The following is a 16,672-nucleotide window of genomic DNA, read 5'->3' as shown; positions in this document are numbered from 1 at the left end:
CTTGTTATTGTGGCACGAGTTTGCAGCTCGGCCAAGGAGTTCCATCGTTTGTGCGGCTTACTTTGAAGCAAACTTCTTTGCCTGTTCGGCTATGAGTTCGGCATCGTCAAAGTAGTTGATTTTCATAGCACGACGCACATCGCTAAGGGTTTCTGCAGCCACGGCACGTGCCTCTTCGCAACCCTTTTTGAGCATTTCGTACACAGCGGGAATGTCCTTTTCAAACTCGGCACGACGCTGACGAATGGGTTCGAGTTCCTCTTGGAGTATTTTGTTGAGGAACTTCTTTACCTTCATGTCGCCCAGTCCACCGCGTTGGTAGTGTGCCTTTACCTCGTCAAGGTTTTGGTATTCAGGCCAGTACGCTGCAAAGTGCTCGGGCTTGCTGAAAGCATCGAGATAGGTGAACACTGTGTTGCCCTCGATGTGGCCGGGGTCCTCAACACGCAAGTGGGTTGGGTCGGTGTACATCGATTTCACCTTTTTCTCTACGTCCTTGGCTGTGTCAGACAAGTAGATGCAGTTGCCAAGGCTTTTAGACATTTTGGCTTTGCCATCGGTTCCCGGCAGACGGCAGCACACGGCGTTTTGCGGCAACAAGATGTTGGGCTCTACCAATGTGTCGCCATATATGTGGTTGAAACGGCGCACAATTTCGGTGGCCTGCTCAAGCATAGGCTTTTGGTCTTCACCCGCCGGCACTGTGGTGGCACGGAAGGCGGTGATATCGGCAGCCTGGCTTATAGGGTAGGTAAAGAAGCCCACAGGTATGCTTGACTCGAAGCCACGCATGCCTATCTCGGTTTTGACGGTCGGGTTGCGCTGCAAACGGCTCACAGTGACGAGGTCCATAAAATAGAATGACAACTCGCAGAGTTCGGGTATCTGGCTCTGAATGAAGATGGTGATTTTTTCGGGGTCAAGGCCACAGGCCAAATAATCGAGTGCTACCTCAATTACATTCTGACGCACCTTTTCGGGATTGTCGATATTGTCGGTCAAAGCCTGTGCATCGGCTATAAACACAAACATCTTTTTGAAGTCGCCAGCATTCTGCAACTCTACGCGACGACGGAGTGAGCCAACATAGTGGCCTATGTGCAAGCGTCCGGTGGGACGGTCGCCTGTAAGGATTACGGTATCTTTTGCCATATTTAGTCAGTGTTCTTATTTTGATTTGTTGTATAATATGCAGGAGCTGTTTTTCACCTTGACGGCACGTTGCCAGGTGTGTGGCCCGTTAACGCTATTTCAGTATGAAAATGCTTGTGTGCACCTGCTTATAAGCATATTTTGCCAGCAAAGGTACTGCTTTTTTGTAAGTTTGCGTAACTTTGCAATAAGAATAAGTAGGTGCTCATATTTATTTTTACGTTGAAACAGCGTTTATCGGACACCTGCTGATTGTACAAACCAATATTGAATACCTACTTAAATATGCAAATACGCGTTCACAGCTATGAGTCGATGGGCACATTTGATGGGCCGGGACTGCGCTACGTGGTTTTTCTGCAAGGCTGTCCGTTCAGATGTCTGTATTGTGCCAACCCCGACACGATTGATGCCGTGGGTGAAAGCACACTGACTGACGCCGAACACATTGTGAAACAGGCCGTGTCGTTCAAACCTTTCTTTGGCAAACGGGGCGGCATAACCTTTTCGGGCGGCGAACCTACGGTACAGGCCAAAGCGCTCATTCCACTGTTCAAACGGTTGAAGGAGGAGGGCATTCACATTTGCGTGGACAGCAACGGAGCCATCTGGAACAATGACGTGGAGGAACTTTGGAAACTGACAGACCTTGTGATGCTTGACATCAAGGAATTTAATAATGACAGACATCAATACATTACAGGACGCAGCAACGAACAACCGCTTAAGACGGCGGCTTGGTTTGAAGCGAACAACCACCCCTTTTGGCTACGTTATGTGCTCGTGCCAGGAGTGAGCAATTTTGACGAGGACTTGCACGCACTGGGAGCGCACTTTAAGGATTACACACAATTACAGCGCATCGAACTGCTGCCTTACCACACACTCGGTGTACACAAATACGAAGCCCTTGGGTGGGAGTACAAACTAAAGGACGTGCCTGTCAACACGCCCGAACAAAAGCAGCATGCAGAGGAAATTCTGCGACACTATTTTAACGACAAACTGGTTGTAAACTAAGCCCCCACTCTACACCCCTCTCTATCAGCAAATATACTATATGCGACCTTCGATAGCCATCATATCACCCAACACGCTTGCCTGCATGGGGCTGGCCGACATCATACGCCGTATGATGCCGGGGGCTGAGGTGTACTTGTTTTCACACGTTGCGGACATGACGGAGGAGAACTCTGCCGACACCTTCTTTCACTATTTTGTATCGGCGGACGAGGTGCTGGCTAATGCGTCTTTCTTTTTGAAACGGCAACACAAGACCATCATACTGGTGCATGGCAATGACACTTGCCATCTGCCTCAGGGCTTTCACGCACTGAATGTGTTTTTGCCTGAGAAAGCGCTTGTAGCTTCAATCATAGCTCTGGCAAGCAAGTCGCACAACCAACATGGTGCTGAACCCGATGTGGTGAAAGAGGCACAACAAACCCCTAATGGCGCCGAGGCTGAGACAGGTAGCCACAACACGCCACACCTCACACCACGCGAGCGCGAAGTGCTGAAGGGCATTGTGGACGGACTTATCAACAAAGAGATTGCCGCACGCATGGGGGTGAGCGTGGCAACTGTCATCACGCACCGCAATAATCTGACCGAGAAACTTGGTACGCGCAGTGTGTCTGCCCTTACCATCTTTGCTGTAATGCACGGCATTGTACGCATTTGAGCCGCGCAAGCAAAAGCCGGACGCTCTTTATTACAACAAACGGTTGGTGGGTTAAAAAGCATACTTATGGATTGTCTGCTTTTTAACCCACCAACCGTTTTATCTTCTATGTGATTTCGGGATTATTAGAACCACCCTTTAATTGCCGTTATTTGGCACCAATGCCTCACACCTCCTCAAAATCGACGTATTCCCCCTCACTCTTGTCAAATATTTTGCCTTTGTCTGACGCGCGACGTTCCTGCCCGCCTTCATGGTGGGCATTGCCTGTGTTGTAATGAGTGGTACGTTGCTGCTCGCTGGCAGTGTTATCATTTCGTTCTGCGCTATTGAAAGCGCTTGCCTTGCGACGTGACCCGACAAAGAATGGTGCAAAGATGTTGACACCGAACAGGGTGCGGAACACCCAACTTATGACGGCTATCACGAAGAATATACCACCTAATATGAAGACAAATAAACAACCTAAAAAGTGCATCAATCAATATGTGTTACGTTAATAATAAGGAGTTGCCTACTCCTCATCAGCAATCTTTGTGCCAAACACGTTGTTGGCTATTGATGTAAGAATATATAACACTATTATGGCGGAGAAACCTACCCAGCCCAGAATGGCAAGCAGCAATATGCTGAATAGCACAAAACCATAACGCAACTCGTTGCCCTTGACGCCATAGTGCTTGAACTTTAACGCGAACATGGGAATTTCGGCCACAAGCAACCAACTTGACAACAGTGCACCCACTACCAATGCTGGCAATAACCACAACGCATTGTCGGAAACAAGGCAGCTGTTTGTGCTGAGCGATACACTCAACGCTGCCCAGAACAAGGCATTGGCCGGGGTGGGCAGACCGATGAAAGAGGTGGTTTGACGCTCATCGAGGTTGAACTTGGCCAAGCGCAAGGCTGAAAATGCTGCAATGACAAATGCAACGTATGGCACATAGGGGGTGACTGGACAAACTGCCGCCCCATCGCCACATGCTGAGAGCAAGGTGCGGAGCATTGAGAAAACAATGGCGGCCGGGGCAAATCCAAATGTAATGTCGTCGGCCAGCGAATCGAGTTCCTTGCCCACTGGTGACGAAACATGCAGCAAACGTGCTGCGAAACCATCAAAGAAGTCGAACACCGCGCCTATTATTATAAAGGCAAAAGCAAATTGAAAATTTGCTTGGAAGGCAAAGTATGTGGCAATGCAGCCCGATATGAGGTTGCAGCATGTGATGGTGTTGGGGATATGCTTTTTCATTGTTATTATGGCGTTACTTGGTTTATAAAGCATTACGAGTTGACAAGTCTGCGTAAGCTGGCGAGGGACGCATAAAGCCCCTTGCTTAACTCACTATCAATCAACCTGTCAACTCGCAAGAGTGTGTTATTTTACTGATAAGTAGTATTGTTTGTCACTTTACTTAAGTTTGGCTATCACTGTTTGGTTGCCAACTGTACGTTGCCCCATCTTTACCAGCACTTCGGTGTCGGTAGGCAAATAGACGTCGACGCGTGAGCCGAACTTGATAAATCCCATGTGCTCATCGAAGTAGCAATCCTCGTCCTCACGGGCATAGGTTACTATACGGCGGGCTACGGCCCCAGCTATTTGGCGCACGAGCACGTCCTTGCCGTCGGGTGTTTCGATTACTACAGTTGAGCGTTCGTTTTCAGTACTGGCCTTGGGGAGCCAAGCCTTATGAAAATTGCCCTTGTGATGCACTACTTTTTTTACAAGTCCCTCAACCGGGAACCAGTTAGCATGCACATTGGTGATGGACATAAATATGGAAATCATCAACCGGCGGTCGTGGAAATATTCATTTTCGTCTACCTCTTCAATCACCACCACCTTGCCATCGGCTGCAGCAAGCACAGTTCCTTCCTTGTCACCATTAAAGATACGTATCGGGCAACGGAAGAAGTTAACGGCCATGGCATACAATATTATGCAAATGGCCATGTAGGCGTAGAAAGGCCACAGTGTTACGTCACGCAAAAGGTAGTATAAGAGCGCACCCGTCACGAGTATGACCAGCAGGCTTTTACGCAGTATGTCATTGCCTTCACTGTGCAAACGCACTTTTTTTATCTTGTGATTTTTTGTCATGTTATAGACTTGGCTGTATAATGGGGTTTGTGCCACGTTTGGGGGCGCTTTTCACACTATCACTTGCAGTATGGCGCACACGTCAGCACTGCAAAGATAAGCATAAATAATGAAAAGCAGGCACTTGTTACTCCTTTATCCACTCTTTTGAGAGTGCACTCTCTAATTCCTCGGCCGACATACGCAAGCGGAAACTGCCTTTTTCGGCTATTGAAATACCACCAGTTTCCTCCGAAACGACCACTGCCAGGCAGTCACTCTTTTGAGATATGCCAAGCGCTGCACGGTGGCGCAGGCCTAACGATTTGGGTATGTCTGTATCGTGCGATATGGGCAATATACAGCCTGCAGCCTTGATGCGTTGGTGTGATATAATCATGGCTCCGTCGTGCAGAGGGCTGTTCTTGAAAAATATGTTTTCGATGAGTCGCTGCGTGATATTGGCATTGATCATGTCGCCCGTGGCTATATACTCGCTCAAACCCACATAACGCTCTATAATGATGAGCGCGCCTACCTTTTGCTTGCTCATATTCATACATGCCATCACTATGGGCATGATGTCCTCGCGATGCACATTGTCGCCCTTGTCTTTCTTTGACTTGAATATGCGTGTGAGGAAATGGGTGCTCGGACGTGAACCGATGGTGCTGAAGAAATGACGTATTTCCTCTTGAAATAATATGATGAGCGCAAGCGAACCTACGTTTACCACTTTGTCGAGAATGGAGCCAAGCAAACGCATCTCGAATATTTGCGACACAAATATCCAAACTACAATAAAGACGATGATACCGCCAAAGATATTGGCAGAGCTCGATTCTTTCATCAATCGATAGATGTAGTATAACAATATGGCTACCGAAAAGATGTCTATGATGTCTTTTATCCCAAAACTTAGCATTGACTCGTATGTGTTGAGCGTTTTCTGAATATATGGCGGTTACAACTGTTGGCGGCAACTGAAAATCGTCGCTCTGGCCTCAGGCATTTTGCTTCATCGCCATGTAAATTTGCTTGGCCTCAGCTGCGGCTTTCACGTCATGCACACGCAATATGTGTGCCCCCTTGACTAAAGATATGGTGTTGAGCGCTGTGGTGCCATTGAGTGAGGTTTGTGGTGTGCCACCTGTCAATTTGTATATCATCGATTTGCGTGAGATGCCGACTAACAGCGGCAAGTTGAACACGGCAAAATCCTCAAGGTGATTCATCAGTTCGTAATTATGCTCGAGCGTCTTGCCAAAACCAAAGCCGGGGTCGACAATAATGTCTTTGGCACCCATCTGGCAAAGGCGGTCGATGCGTTCGGCAAAATAGAGCATGACCTCACGCCGCAAGTTGTCATAGTGTGGTGCCACCTGCATGGTGTCGGGGGTACCTTGCATGTGCATCAATATATAGGGTACGCCAAGGCGTGCCACAGTGCGAAACATCTGGCGATCCATCATGCCACCGGATATGTCGTTAATGATGTCGGCCCCTTCCTCTTCAATACACATGCGTGCCACATCGGCTCTGAATGTGTCAACCGACACAGGCACTTCGGGATAGAGTTTGCGCACAATGCGCAAGCCACGACGCAAACGGTCCATTTCCTCCTCGGGCGTTACATCGTCGGCACCCGGACGCGACGAATAGCCACCAACGTCTATCATGTCGGCACCCTCGTCCATCATCTGACGCACACGATCTGTGATGTGCGCCTCGTCAGGCGTTCGGCTGTCGGAGTAGAAGGAATCGGGCGTTACATTCAGTATGCCCATTATTTGAGGTTCGCGCAGCTCTAAGAGTCTTCCGCGCAAATTGAGTGTATGTGTCAATGTTGTAAATGTTTTAATTCGTGGCTATTGGCATGAAGCCATGGCGTCTTTATGCCCCCTTTTGTGTCTGATTGCGCCAAGGGATTACGCTATGCAAAGGTATACAAAAAAGGCGACAACAAAAGTTTTTACACAATCGTTTTGCATTGCGTGCATCTTGACGTACCTTTGCATGACAAACTACATCAGCAAATAGCCTGCTGGCGGAATTCTTGGTTAACGGGTTTACAAGTTTACCAATTCCACCAACAAGATAAATACATTTAGAACGATGACAATACCCGAATTGTACAATATCTTTCTGAAACACCCTGTTATTACAACCGACACACGCGATTGTCCTGCAGGTTCTCTTTTCTTTGCGCTGCGTGGCACCACCTTCGACGGCAACAAATTTGCACTGAAAGCACTCGAAAATGGTTGTGCCTATGCGGTAGTGGATGACGCAGAATTACCCGCAAACGATAAACTCATAAAGGTTGACAACGTACTGACCACCTTGCAGCAATTAGCTACATATCACCGCCGTCAACTCGAAACGCCCATTATACAGATTACTGGTACTAATGGCAAAACTACCACCAAGGAGCTCACGTCTGCGGTCTTGTCTACTAAATATAATGTACTTTACACCCAAGGCAACTTTAACAACCATATTGGTGTGCCCAAGACGTTGCTGCGCTTACGCCCCGAACACGAAATTGCCGTTATCGAGACTGGTGCAAACCACCCTGGCGAAATAGCTCAACTGTCTGAGATTGTAGACGCCGACTGCGGACTGATTACGAACGTGGGTTGTGCACACCTTGAAGGCTTTGGGTCGTTTGAGGGCGTTATCCGCACAAAAGGTGAGCTTTATGACTACTTGCGTGTGAAACCTGGAGCGTTTGTATTTGTTGACGCTGACAACAAATACCTTATGCCCATGACACAGGGCCTCACCACCGAGACGTATGGCTTGCCCGATAAGGGATATGCTGTTGAAGGTGAATTTGTGGAATGCACACCTTTCATGACATTCAAATTCCGCTATGCTGGCGACGAGTGGCATACGGTGCACACCAAACTTATTGGTTCGTACAACGTAACCAACGCCTTGGCTGCCATTGCCGTGGGCAAACACTTTGGGGTTACTGCCGAGGCTGCCGCACAGGCTATTGCGGCCTACGAGCCTACTAACAACCGCAGCGAACTGAAAAAGACCGCACATAACGAACTTATCATTGACGCATACAACGCCAACCTGACAAGCATGACTGCCGCACTTGACAATTTTGCCCATATTGCGGCCCCGCACAAAATGCTCATATTGGGCGAGATGCGTGAACTCGGACTATCATCTGCCTCGGCTCATAAACAAGTGGCAGCACAGGCATTATCCTCTGGTTGCGAGGAAGTTTGGCTTGTTGGCGAAAACTTTCAGCCGTACGCCGAAGGGGCTTTTTGGTTCCCCGATGTTGAGGCAGTCAAAACGGCCATCACAGGGGGCAATATGCCCACAGGCAGACTTATCCTCATCAAAGGGTCGAATGGCACACGGCTTTTCGAACTTCCGCCCCTGCTCTGACGTGCTCTGCACTGACGTGCTCTGCTCTGACGTGTCTGCTGAATTTATCAGTCTGTAAAGGCTTATGAAACCGACAGATTATTAAGTACCACCTTAACACCACATCAACATGAATGCTATCAAACGCGTGGCACACGCTTTCAAGCATACCTACAACGCCACATTGGTACGGAGCATCGCCTACCTTATAGGCTTGTTTTACTTTGTAGTGGCCAACGACTTGTTTTGGACTGGTAATGCTGATTGGAACACGCCTCTCATGACGGTGCTGTTTAATGCACCCATTTTCGTATTTGCAGCCGCAACAGTGTGCACCTTCGTTTACTATTATACCAAGGAGAAGGCTTGCAACGATTTTACTGCCACAACAAGCAGCAGCAACAACAATCACGCGAACGATAACGCAGAGGCTGACGAACAATAACACACAGCACGAAAGTGCATCATGCCTCAAAACAACGAGAGTGTGTCAAAACTCAATTTGTGCGGGCTGAAAGCCCAATGATTGTCCATAGCCCTGGGCAAGCGAAGCGACACCCAGGGTTAACGTGTGAAGGAACAGTTGCGCCCTGTAAGGGCAAAAGTAAAGATTATCATTCACTTTTGCCCTTACAGGGCGTCATTGCATCACGTTACGTATAACCCTGGGTGCCGCTTCGCTTGCCCAGGGCTATGGACAATCATTGGGCTTTCAGCCCGCACAAATTGGGTTTTGACACACCTCTGTTGTTTGTGTATTATTTTAGATTTTCAACGGTTTAATATAACCGTTTGAAGAATAAACATTTAACTGAGTATTTGAGAAACAGTGGTAACGAGTTAGCAACTGTGCTATTTTCAGCGTTTTGCGGTGCTATACTGTCAAATAACTCTTTCATTTGCAAAGTTATTACTTTTTATTGAAACGCACACTTTTCCGATATGAAATTTAACAAAAAGTCTCCAACAAATATATGTTAGAGACTTTGATTCATTACAATTGGATTTTTATTTATTCAAATGACGATAAACTATATTTGATATATCTGCCATTATTTTGGCGTTATCATCATCAGACTCACGAGAATCCTTTATCAAAACGACAATGTAGCACTTCTCACCGTTGGGAAGATATATCACTCCTGCATCTCCCTCGCTTATCTGTATGCCATCAGCAGTTCGGTTAGAACGTCCCGTTTTATGCCCAAATTTTATATCGGTAGGCAACCCCGCTATTAGTTTGTTCTTGCCAGACACACAATCAAGCATGGCTGTCTCTAAAAACGCAAAATGCTCTTTTGTCAAAATATTTTCTGTATGAAGTTTCTTGAGCAATTGCGCAATAGCTAATGGTGTGCTCCAATTGTTGTAGCATAACATAATGTCCGTATGCATGCTTTCCTCTGTCTCCGTGAAATTCATATCCTTTATCCCAAGAGATTTTATGTAGGAGTCCACTTTATCAATACCACCAACAAACCTTATTAACCAATCGCATGTGTTGTTGTCGCTAATCGATACTGTGTATTTGATTATATCCCTATAAGATATACGAATCCCTTGGTCGGGATATTTATCCCTTAACGGGCTATACGTGTTTTTCAGCATTTCTTTCTGTTTGATATACACCATTTTGTCCAGCGGAATATTCTCTGCTTCCATTTTTTTCAGAGCTGTCACTGCTATATGGAATTTGAATACACTCATAGTGGGATATTTGTCCTCGTTGGCAATGGCAATTATATCGTCATTATGGATAATTGCTACCCCGACAGACGCTTGCTTCCCTTTGATAATCTTTTCAATTTCTTGGGTCATGTTCTGCCCGAAAGCCATAATGCTGCAACAGCAACAAAGCATAACTGATAATAGCGTTTTTGTCATGTTCATTTTTGATAGTGGAACTTTTTGTTTCATATAGTTTTCTTTTTTGCTTCTTAGCCCAAAGAAGCGGATGCTCAAATGCAGAAACGTGGACTACCAATGCAACATTCTAAGTCGAAGGTCGTAGGAAACCTAAATGCACGAATGTAGTATAGCAGCCCACGCTATATGCGTGAGAACCACTATGCCATCCTTGTGCAGTGTCTTGAATTTCCTACGTTCTCGACTTACAAGAAAGCATAACGCTTCTTTTTCTTATGTCTTGGATAGAGTTGCCTCAATCCGAGTGCAAAAGTACAAAAAATCCGTGATATGTCATTCAACAATCACGGACTTTATTTTGATTTACAGTTGCATACCTCTGTTTTGTCTTGGTTTCGGTATTCCGATAGCTTCCCTAAACTCGTTCATCTTCTTTCTGAACCAGCTTATATGTGATACTCCATCAATCTTGAAATCGAACTTTCCATTTTCATCCTCTTTAATGGAGCAGACGGCACGTTGGGTTTCAAAGCCTTGGTTGAACTCGGAAGAATGTAGCTTGCCTTTTATGGGAACGTCCTTGAATGTGCATAATCTTCGGATAATATCGTCATTGAAGCCCAAGCGTTCACGCAGGAAATTTATTGTCGGTATCAGCTTCTCCACATATGGGAAGTAGCGTTTCACAAAGTCTGTAAACTCGGACAATTTGCGGTGTCGCAGCTCGTAAGCGTCTGTTATCTCCTGTATGTGTTTCGCCTGTTGCTGTTCCCTTTGTCGGGCTTCTTCTTGAAGTTCTGATACACGCTCATGCAGATTCTTGTTCTCCCTCTCCAGCGTCTTGACCTTGTTGCTGCCGAAAAAAGAACCGACACTCTCGGCTATGTTGGTCGCTGCGGTCGTGGCTGCGCCTTTCAGTTTCTCAGTCTGCACCTCTTTCTTGGCTTGGCGGAGTTCCTGCCGTGCCGCTTCTTTCCGCTCCTGCAAATCTACCACTTCCGCTTTGAGGCTATCGACAAGTTTCTGTGTGTCCCGATAATACTGCTGCGTGGACTTGTGCCGTGCCGTTGAACCGTCTATGCCACGCTGCAATCCGTACTTTGCCATCGCAATGGCGTAGGTATCTTGGTAGGTCTTCAATTTCAGCCGTGTCATAATGTCATCGGCACACAGTCTTACGGTGTCGGTCGGCTTCTTGCGGTAGCGTTTCTTTGTCTGTTCCTCCCGTTTCCTGCGCTTACGTTCCCCCTTTACGATTGGAACAAGGGTGATGTGTATGTGTGGCGTTTCCTCGTCCCGATGAAGGTGCGCAGCCACAATATTCTCCTTACCGAACATGAAGGCAAAGTAGCTCATGTTGTCGGCACACCACTCGTCCAATCTGCCTTCTTTTTCGATACGCTCCATGTCCTCATGCGTTCCCGACACGATGATGCGGATTGCCTGTACTTGGTTGTTACCGATTTTGCGTGTCAACCCTGCGTTTTCCAAACGGTGTTGGATGGCTGCTGTTCGGTCTTTCACTCCATCGGGATAGTCGATGAGTTTTCGGTTAAGATGCGTGCGAGTTGGATCGGCGTTCTTCGGTATGATAAAACGCTCGATGTGGGCGGTCGTTCCGCTGTCGGAACCGTGCGCCTTTTCCATATGTAATACGACAAATCCCATATATGGTTTTCCTTTCTTTTTTAGCTTGTGAAACAATGGTTGATTATTCTCCTGTACGGCTTCTGCCGTTGGCTTGGGAGAGTCCAGAGAGGTGCAACCTCTTTGGCTTATTGGGGAATTTTCAGCGTTGCTTGCAATGCGGCTCGGAAAATTCCCTAATAAGCTATGGTATTTTCCGCTTGTAAATATCCGCACGGCTGCAAGCGTTCTCACTCCCTACATCTTCAGCCCTCGCTTTTTCGGTGGCTGCATCATCCGCCTTGCGGATTGGACTTGCCTCTCCTGCTTCATCGGCTCTGCCGATTGGGACAAGGGCTTACCGCACAGGTAGTCGTTCAAGTCCTTATACTCACTATAGTGTATGGACTTGTCGGAAAGGCGTTCCCCGAACCTTGCTTGCAGATGCTCACAGGCTGTCCGTCCTGCCGTATCGTTGTCAAGGAAACAGCCGATTTGGGAATAGTCAGCCAATATGCCCTCCGCCTTTGCGAGATTGGAAACGGAGTTCAAGATGATATAATCCTGCGTGGTCAGTCGGGGGCATTGCGGATTGTTCCTCACACGGATGGAAAGGAACGAGAGGTAATCCATGAAGCCCTCGAAAAGATAACAGGTTGTCGGCTGTTCTCCACTTTGTCGGATATGGGTGATGTCCTTTGGAGCGACACAACCTTTGAAATAGCGGTTGCGCACCTCATAACCACCTGCCATATTCGGGAAACCGATGGCGAAGTATGGTCTGCCCTTGTTTTCAAAATGCAGTTCCTTACATTCCCTCTTGGCGAGTTCGGTGCTTATTCCTCGCTCCTGCAAATAGGATAATAGTACAGGAGAGGATAACTCCGAAACTTGCAGATGTCGGTACATCGGTTCTGAAACGGATTGCCGACCAAAAGAAAATGGTACATGGATGGCGGTGTGCAGATGCGGTGTCTGTTTGGCGATGCACTCCAACAGATACGGCACGTTGTCGGAGCGGTAGAGTTCCGAAGCCAATGCGATGATATTGCCACCCTTGCCGATGCCGAAGTCATACCATTGGTTGAGTTCGGTGTTTACCTTGAACGAGGCTTCGGCTTCCTCTCTCAGCGGTGACTTGTACCAAAGGCTGCTATCTTGTCGCTTGACGGGTGTGTACCCCAGACTTTGCAGATAGTCTGCTATTCTGATTTGTTTTGCTTCCTGTATTGTCATAATGTATATTCCTACGGATTTGATGATGGTTGATAAAGCGATGATTTGATGAACATATGGTTTAACACATTGATTTATATCTATATATCATCTCATCATTTATTCATCAAACCACTCACGAAAAGAGAAATTCATCGTTTACGGTGTCGGGCATGGTCTGTCCGTCCTGTTTTCTCCTTTCATCAGTGAGATACTTTTGATGAATGTTTGATGAGAATGTAAATATCTATATTTCAATATATTTATATACTTATTCATCATTTCATCAAAATAATCATAGTGTTTCCAAAAACGATTTTGTCACGGTGTAGAACCGTCCTGTCTTCCGCATGGGCGAATAGTGACAGTCACGGGTATAGTCCAACTGATAGGTGGTATAGGTAAGCGTGTTGGGTGCAGGATTAAGTTTCCAACACTCTTTCAATACCCTGCGTACTTGATGTTTCTCCACTTTTGCCTGTGAATACCGCAACAAAAGAAAAATATCGTTGCAGTCAAAAGAGAAAGTGTCCGTGCCTACACTTTCCATAATGTCAAGGATAAGCTCGTGCATCTCTATCTCCAATCTGTTGCGGTTGCTGCGGATAATCTTCTGCAAGGCTTCGGTATGCAGTAGTGAGGGCGTGAACCACATACGGCTTTTCTTTTCGGTGGATAGCTGCCTATGCTGTAAATGGTGGAGAAAAGCAGGTATCTCCGCTTTCAGTTTTTGCAGGAAGTCGGTATCATCCGACTGCAAGCGGTCTATCTTGCGCACCCAATAACGGGTTTCACCTGCATCAATGATGACAGGCAGGTACTCGTTGTTTGAACACAGCACGAATTTGGCGAAGAACGCAATTTCGTCACGGTCTTTGCCTTTGGCTTCCACCTTGTAGGATAGTGCCGTGCTCAGGTTCTTCAACCGCTCGCTGTCCTCCCGGCGGCTCAGCAATACTTCGTCCACCACGATAAGGAGTTTCCCAGCCCAGTCGGAATTGAACTGGCTGCGGAAATCCTCGTTGGTGTTGAATGTCACGTTATTCTGAAACAGGGCTTTCAGAAAATTGAGGAATGTACTTTTGCCTGTGTTGCGCTCCTCCGACACCAACAGCAGGATGGGCAACTTCTGAATGGGTTGCAGGTAGAGCAGTTGAAGATAGTCCATTCCCAACTCGTATTGCTCCCCGAAGATATGTTCCACCAATGAGCGGACAGAGGGGAAATCACCCTCTTGCGGTTGGTGGGGTATCGGCTCGTAGAGGTTAAGGAACTTGCCGATTACAGGCTGATAGCTGACGTGTTCGGGTACGGTGCAGAAGCCGTCATACTTGGGTACGCTGCCGATGTAGTCCTTGCCATAGTCTTGGCGCAGGGTCTCGTTGTTCCATGCGATGCGCTTCCTTACATACCCTCCGTTCAGTCTTGGCTGCTCCACAATCTTGTAGAGCGTTGTGCCGACACGGATAAACTCTTCCTTTGCCATGCCGCCATCTGTGGGCGGTCGGTGGCTGTCATTTACTTTGTTTGCTTCCATATTCCAATGATTTAAGTTTGAAAAAATGTCAGCTACAAAAGTATAATCAACTGTCGGATAAGTTGATACGCAAATCACAGCAGAACGCAGCAAAAAATACTTCGGGGCTGTTCGGGGCTGTAAAAACAAAAAATCCGAAGAAACAGAGCTGAAAACAGATGCTTCTTCGGGTGCGTGAGTATGTGTGAATGGCAATACGCCTATGCAAAGTATTTCGGATTTGCCGTATCAGTGATGTTCAGCGAAAAGAAGATGCCTGTTTTTTCTTTTCGCAAGTACAGTCTTTCAAGTATGGCTCTGCGAACCTGTTCCGCTCCGAATGTGTTGATGCGGAAAGCAAGGGCGATGATGGCTTCAAGACTGTAAACCTCCATGCTGCGTTTGTCCGACAGTTTGATGGTATGCTTTGTCTCATATTCCCTCAAAACACCGCTTTTACAAAGAGCCTTTATCCCTGCTCGGATTGTTGGGGCGATAACCCCGAACAACTCGCAGAGTTCCCACTCGGTCATGGCAATGGAGACTGTATCGGTCGGCAGGGCGATGTTGCCCTGTCCGTCCATCGTGATGATGCTTCGTTTCTCTTTCATCTGTATTCTTCTTTATGGGTTATCAAATGGCACTGCAAATGCTTTTCTCCATATCCCCCAACTTGTCGGACAACAGTTCCAAGTCCTGACTTATCTTTTGGGCGGTTATCTTCGCGTAGATTTGAGTGGTCTTTATGTTGGTATGCCCCAACAGGCGGCTGACGGTTTCAATGGGTACTCCGTTGGATAACAGTATGGTAGTTGCTGCCGAATGTCTTGCGACATGATATGTTAAATGTGTCTTTATACCGCACAAATCGGCTATGGCTTTCAGCTTTTTGTTGCAGGTCGTATTACTTGGCATGGGGAAAACCTTATTGTCCTTTGCCATCCCCTTATACTTCTCTATAATCTTTCGGGGAACGTCCAACAGACGGATATTCGATTCGGTGTTGGTCTTCTTTCTTCGGGTGATAATCCATAAGTTACCGTCAAAGAAAGTTTGCAGGTTGTCGGTGGTGAGGTTCTTGACATCGGAATATGCCAACCCCGTGAACACCGAAAACAGAAACAGGTCCCTCACAAGCTCGTGGGTCTTGTCGGGCATCTCGGTATTCATCATGGTGTGTATCTCCTCTTTCGTGATATACCCCCTGTCCACGCTTTCGGGAGAGTTGATATACCCTGCAAAGGGATTGAACGGCAGACGACCGTCATTTCTCGCTATGGAAATGATGTGCTTCAACACAATCATATAGCCCCAAATGGTATTAGTGCGGCATTTCTTCACCGTGCGCAGGAAATACTCGAAGTCGTTGATGAACGTGAGGTTTAACTCTTTGAGGGGAATATCCTCACGCTTGTATGTATGGGGCAGGAACTCCCGAATATGCTTGCAGACGGTTATGTACCGTTGGAATGTTCCTTTGGCACGGCTGTGTCCGACTTTCTTTGCAAACTCCGCATTGTGCTGCTCAAAGAGTTTCAGCAAGGTTTCCTGCTTGATACCGATACCGAGATAGGCATCTTTCAGTTTGGCAGCGGTCACATATCCGTCTGTCTGCATCAGTTCTTGGTAGCGGCGGTTCACCTCCACCCGCATCTTGTCAACCGCACGGTTGATTCTCTGCGCTTCGGCACTCTTGCCCGAAGCACGGTTGTTCTTCACATCCCACAAATGGGGTGGAACTTCCATTTTGCAACTGAACTGCTTAATCTCTCCGTCCACCGTAAGGCGGCACATCAGTGGCAGGTTGCCGTTGGGCTTTGCACTGCCTTTCTTCACGTAGAATAAGACCTTGAATGTACTTCGCATAACTCACTTCTTTTTTGGTGACAAAATTAGTTTACCGTGAGTTACCAACAGCTACGCAAAATTACGCAAATCGCAGAAAAACAGATGCTTATTCTGGAAGTTCACACATTACGGCAGTAATGATGTGGTAACTGAACTCTTGCGTTGTGTGGCTTTTGGATGTCTGCAAACGACCTTTTCCACATCAAAAGCAAAAGCGTAACGACCACTCTTTCAGTTGAATCGCTACGCTTTTCTCAAATTTACTTTTTAGCTATCTGTTTATTTTATA

The 16,672-nt window shown here is 47.0% G+C and carries 16 protein-coding genes; 4 read left to right on the top strand and 12 right to left on the bottom strand.

The features are described 5' to 3' along the window. Window positions 1–57: 57 nt before the first annotated feature. Window positions 58–1,152, bottom strand: a complete 1,095-nt coding sequence (trpS, locus tag BQ5453_RS08815) for a tryptophan--tRNA ligase (RefSeq protein WP_022101826.1) — start codon at window positions 1,150–1,152, stop codon at window positions 58–60. A gap of 285 nt (window positions 1,153–1,437) precedes the next feature. Here trpS and pflA point away from each other — a divergent pair, with 285 nt between their 5' ends. Beyond that, entirely contained in the window at window positions 1,438–2,172 is a 735-nt protein-coding gene (pflA, locus tag BQ5453_RS08810) for a pyruvate formate-lyase-activating protein (protein ID WP_022101827.1), read from the top strand. Window positions 2,173–2,212: 40 nt separating this feature from the next. Then, window positions 2,213–2,836, top strand: a complete 624-nt coding sequence (locus BQ5453_RS08805) for a helix-turn-helix transcriptional regulator (RefSeq protein WP_071122942.1) — start codon at window positions 2,213–2,215, stop codon at window positions 2,834–2,836. A 166-nt stretch (window positions 2,837–3,002) separates the two neighbouring features. Here the strand turns inward: BQ5453_RS08805 and BQ5453_RS08800 are convergent, their stop codons facing one another. The 5 genes from BQ5453_RS08800 to folP form a co-directional block, all read right to left on the bottom strand. Beyond that, window positions 3,003–3,314, bottom strand: a complete 312-nt coding sequence (locus tag BQ5453_RS08800) for a DUF4834 family protein (protein WP_022101829.1) — start codon at window positions 3,312–3,314, stop codon at window positions 3,003–3,005. A gap of 36 nt (window positions 3,315–3,350) precedes the next feature. Further along, window positions 3,351–4,091, bottom strand: a complete 741-nt coding sequence (locus BQ5453_RS08795; RefSeq protein ID WP_071122941.1) for a CDP-alcohol phosphatidyltransferase family protein — start codon at window positions 4,089–4,091, stop codon at window positions 3,351–3,353. 159 nt (window positions 4,092–4,250) lie between these two features. Next, entirely contained in the window at window positions 4,251–4,943 is a 693-nt protein-coding gene (locus tag BQ5453_RS08790) for a phosphatidylserine decarboxylase family protein (protein WP_071122940.1), read from the bottom strand. A gap of 127 nt (window positions 4,944–5,070) precedes the next feature. Further along, the gene (gene cdaA, locus BQ5453_RS08785; protein WP_071122939.1) at window positions 5,071–5,847 is read right to left on the bottom strand and encodes a diadenylate cyclase CdaA; all 777 of its coding nucleotides are present in this window, start codon (window positions 5,845–5,847) and stop codon (window positions 5,071–5,073) included. 79 nt (window positions 5,848–5,926) lie between these two features. After that, a complete protein-coding gene (gene folP / locus BQ5453_RS08780; protein WP_083361250.1) occupies window positions 5,927–6,709 on the bottom strand; it encodes a dihydropteroate synthase in 783 nt (260 codons plus the stop codon). Window positions 6,710–7,037: 328 nt separating this feature from the next. Between folP and BQ5453_RS08775 the strand changes: the two genes are divergently transcribed. Beyond that, a complete protein-coding gene (locus tag BQ5453_RS08775; RefSeq protein ID WP_071122937.1) occupies window positions 7,038–8,333 on the top strand; it encodes a UDP-N-acetylmuramoyl-tripeptide--D-alanyl-D-alanine ligase in 1,296 nt (431 codons plus the stop codon). Window positions 8,334–8,442: 109 nt separating this feature from the next. Next, the gene (locus BQ5453_RS08770; RefSeq protein WP_071122936.1) at window positions 8,443–8,757 is read left to right on the top strand and encodes a hypothetical protein; all 315 of its coding nucleotides are present in this window, start codon (window positions 8,443–8,445) and stop codon (window positions 8,755–8,757) included. Window positions 8,758–9,320: 563 nt separating this feature from the next. Here BQ5453_RS08770 and BQ5453_RS08765 read toward each other — a convergent pair. From BQ5453_RS08765 to BQ5453_RS08740, 6 genes are all read right to left on the bottom strand, one after another. Further along, window positions 9,321–10,229, bottom strand: a complete 909-nt coding sequence (locus BQ5453_RS08765; RefSeq protein WP_206340447.1) for an MUN family extended-spectrum class A beta-lactamase MUN-1 — start codon at window positions 10,227–10,229, stop codon at window positions 9,321–9,323. A gap of 312 nt (window positions 10,230–10,541) precedes the next feature. Next, window positions 10,542–11,846, bottom strand: a complete 1,305-nt coding sequence (mobV, locus tag BQ5453_RS08760; RefSeq protein WP_048927168.1) for a MobV family relaxase — start codon at window positions 11,844–11,846, stop codon at window positions 10,542–10,544. 216 nt (window positions 11,847–12,062) lie between these two features. Next, window positions 12,063–13,040 carry a toprim domain-containing protein gene (locus BQ5453_RS08755; protein WP_048927169.1) on the bottom strand — a complete coding sequence of 326 codons (978 nt, stop codon included), beginning with the start codon at window positions 13,038–13,040 and terminating at the stop codon, window positions 12,063–12,065. A gap of 274 nt (window positions 13,041–13,314) precedes the next feature. After that, complete coding sequence (locus BQ5453_RS08750; RefSeq protein ID WP_054350315.1) at window positions 13,315–14,556, bottom strand: primase-helicase family protein; 1,242 nt, start codon at window positions 14,554–14,556, stop codon at window positions 13,315–13,317. A gap of 200 nt (window positions 14,557–14,756) precedes the next feature. Beyond that, window positions 14,757–15,146, bottom strand: coding sequence for a virulence RhuM family protein (locus BQ5453_RS08745; protein ID WP_048927171.1), 390 nt, complete (start codon window positions 15,144–15,146; stop codon window positions 14,757–14,759). Window positions 15,147–15,168: 22 nt separating this feature from the next. Beyond that, window positions 15,169–16,401: a site-specific integrase gene (locus tag BQ5453_RS08740; RefSeq protein WP_071122935.1), complete on the bottom strand. Its 1,233-nt coding sequence runs from the start codon at window positions 16,399–16,401 to the stop codon at window positions 15,169–15,171. Window positions 16,402–16,672: the final 271 nt, after the last annotated feature.

The sequence above is a fragment of the Prevotellamassilia timonensis genome (genome assembly GCF_900106785.1).
Lineage (GTDB): Bacteria > Bacteroidota > Bacteroidia > Bacteroidales > Bacteroidaceae > Alloprevotella > Alloprevotella timonensis.
Note: the sequence above shows the minus strand (reverse complement) of the source record. Positions and strands in the feature narration are given on the sequence as shown.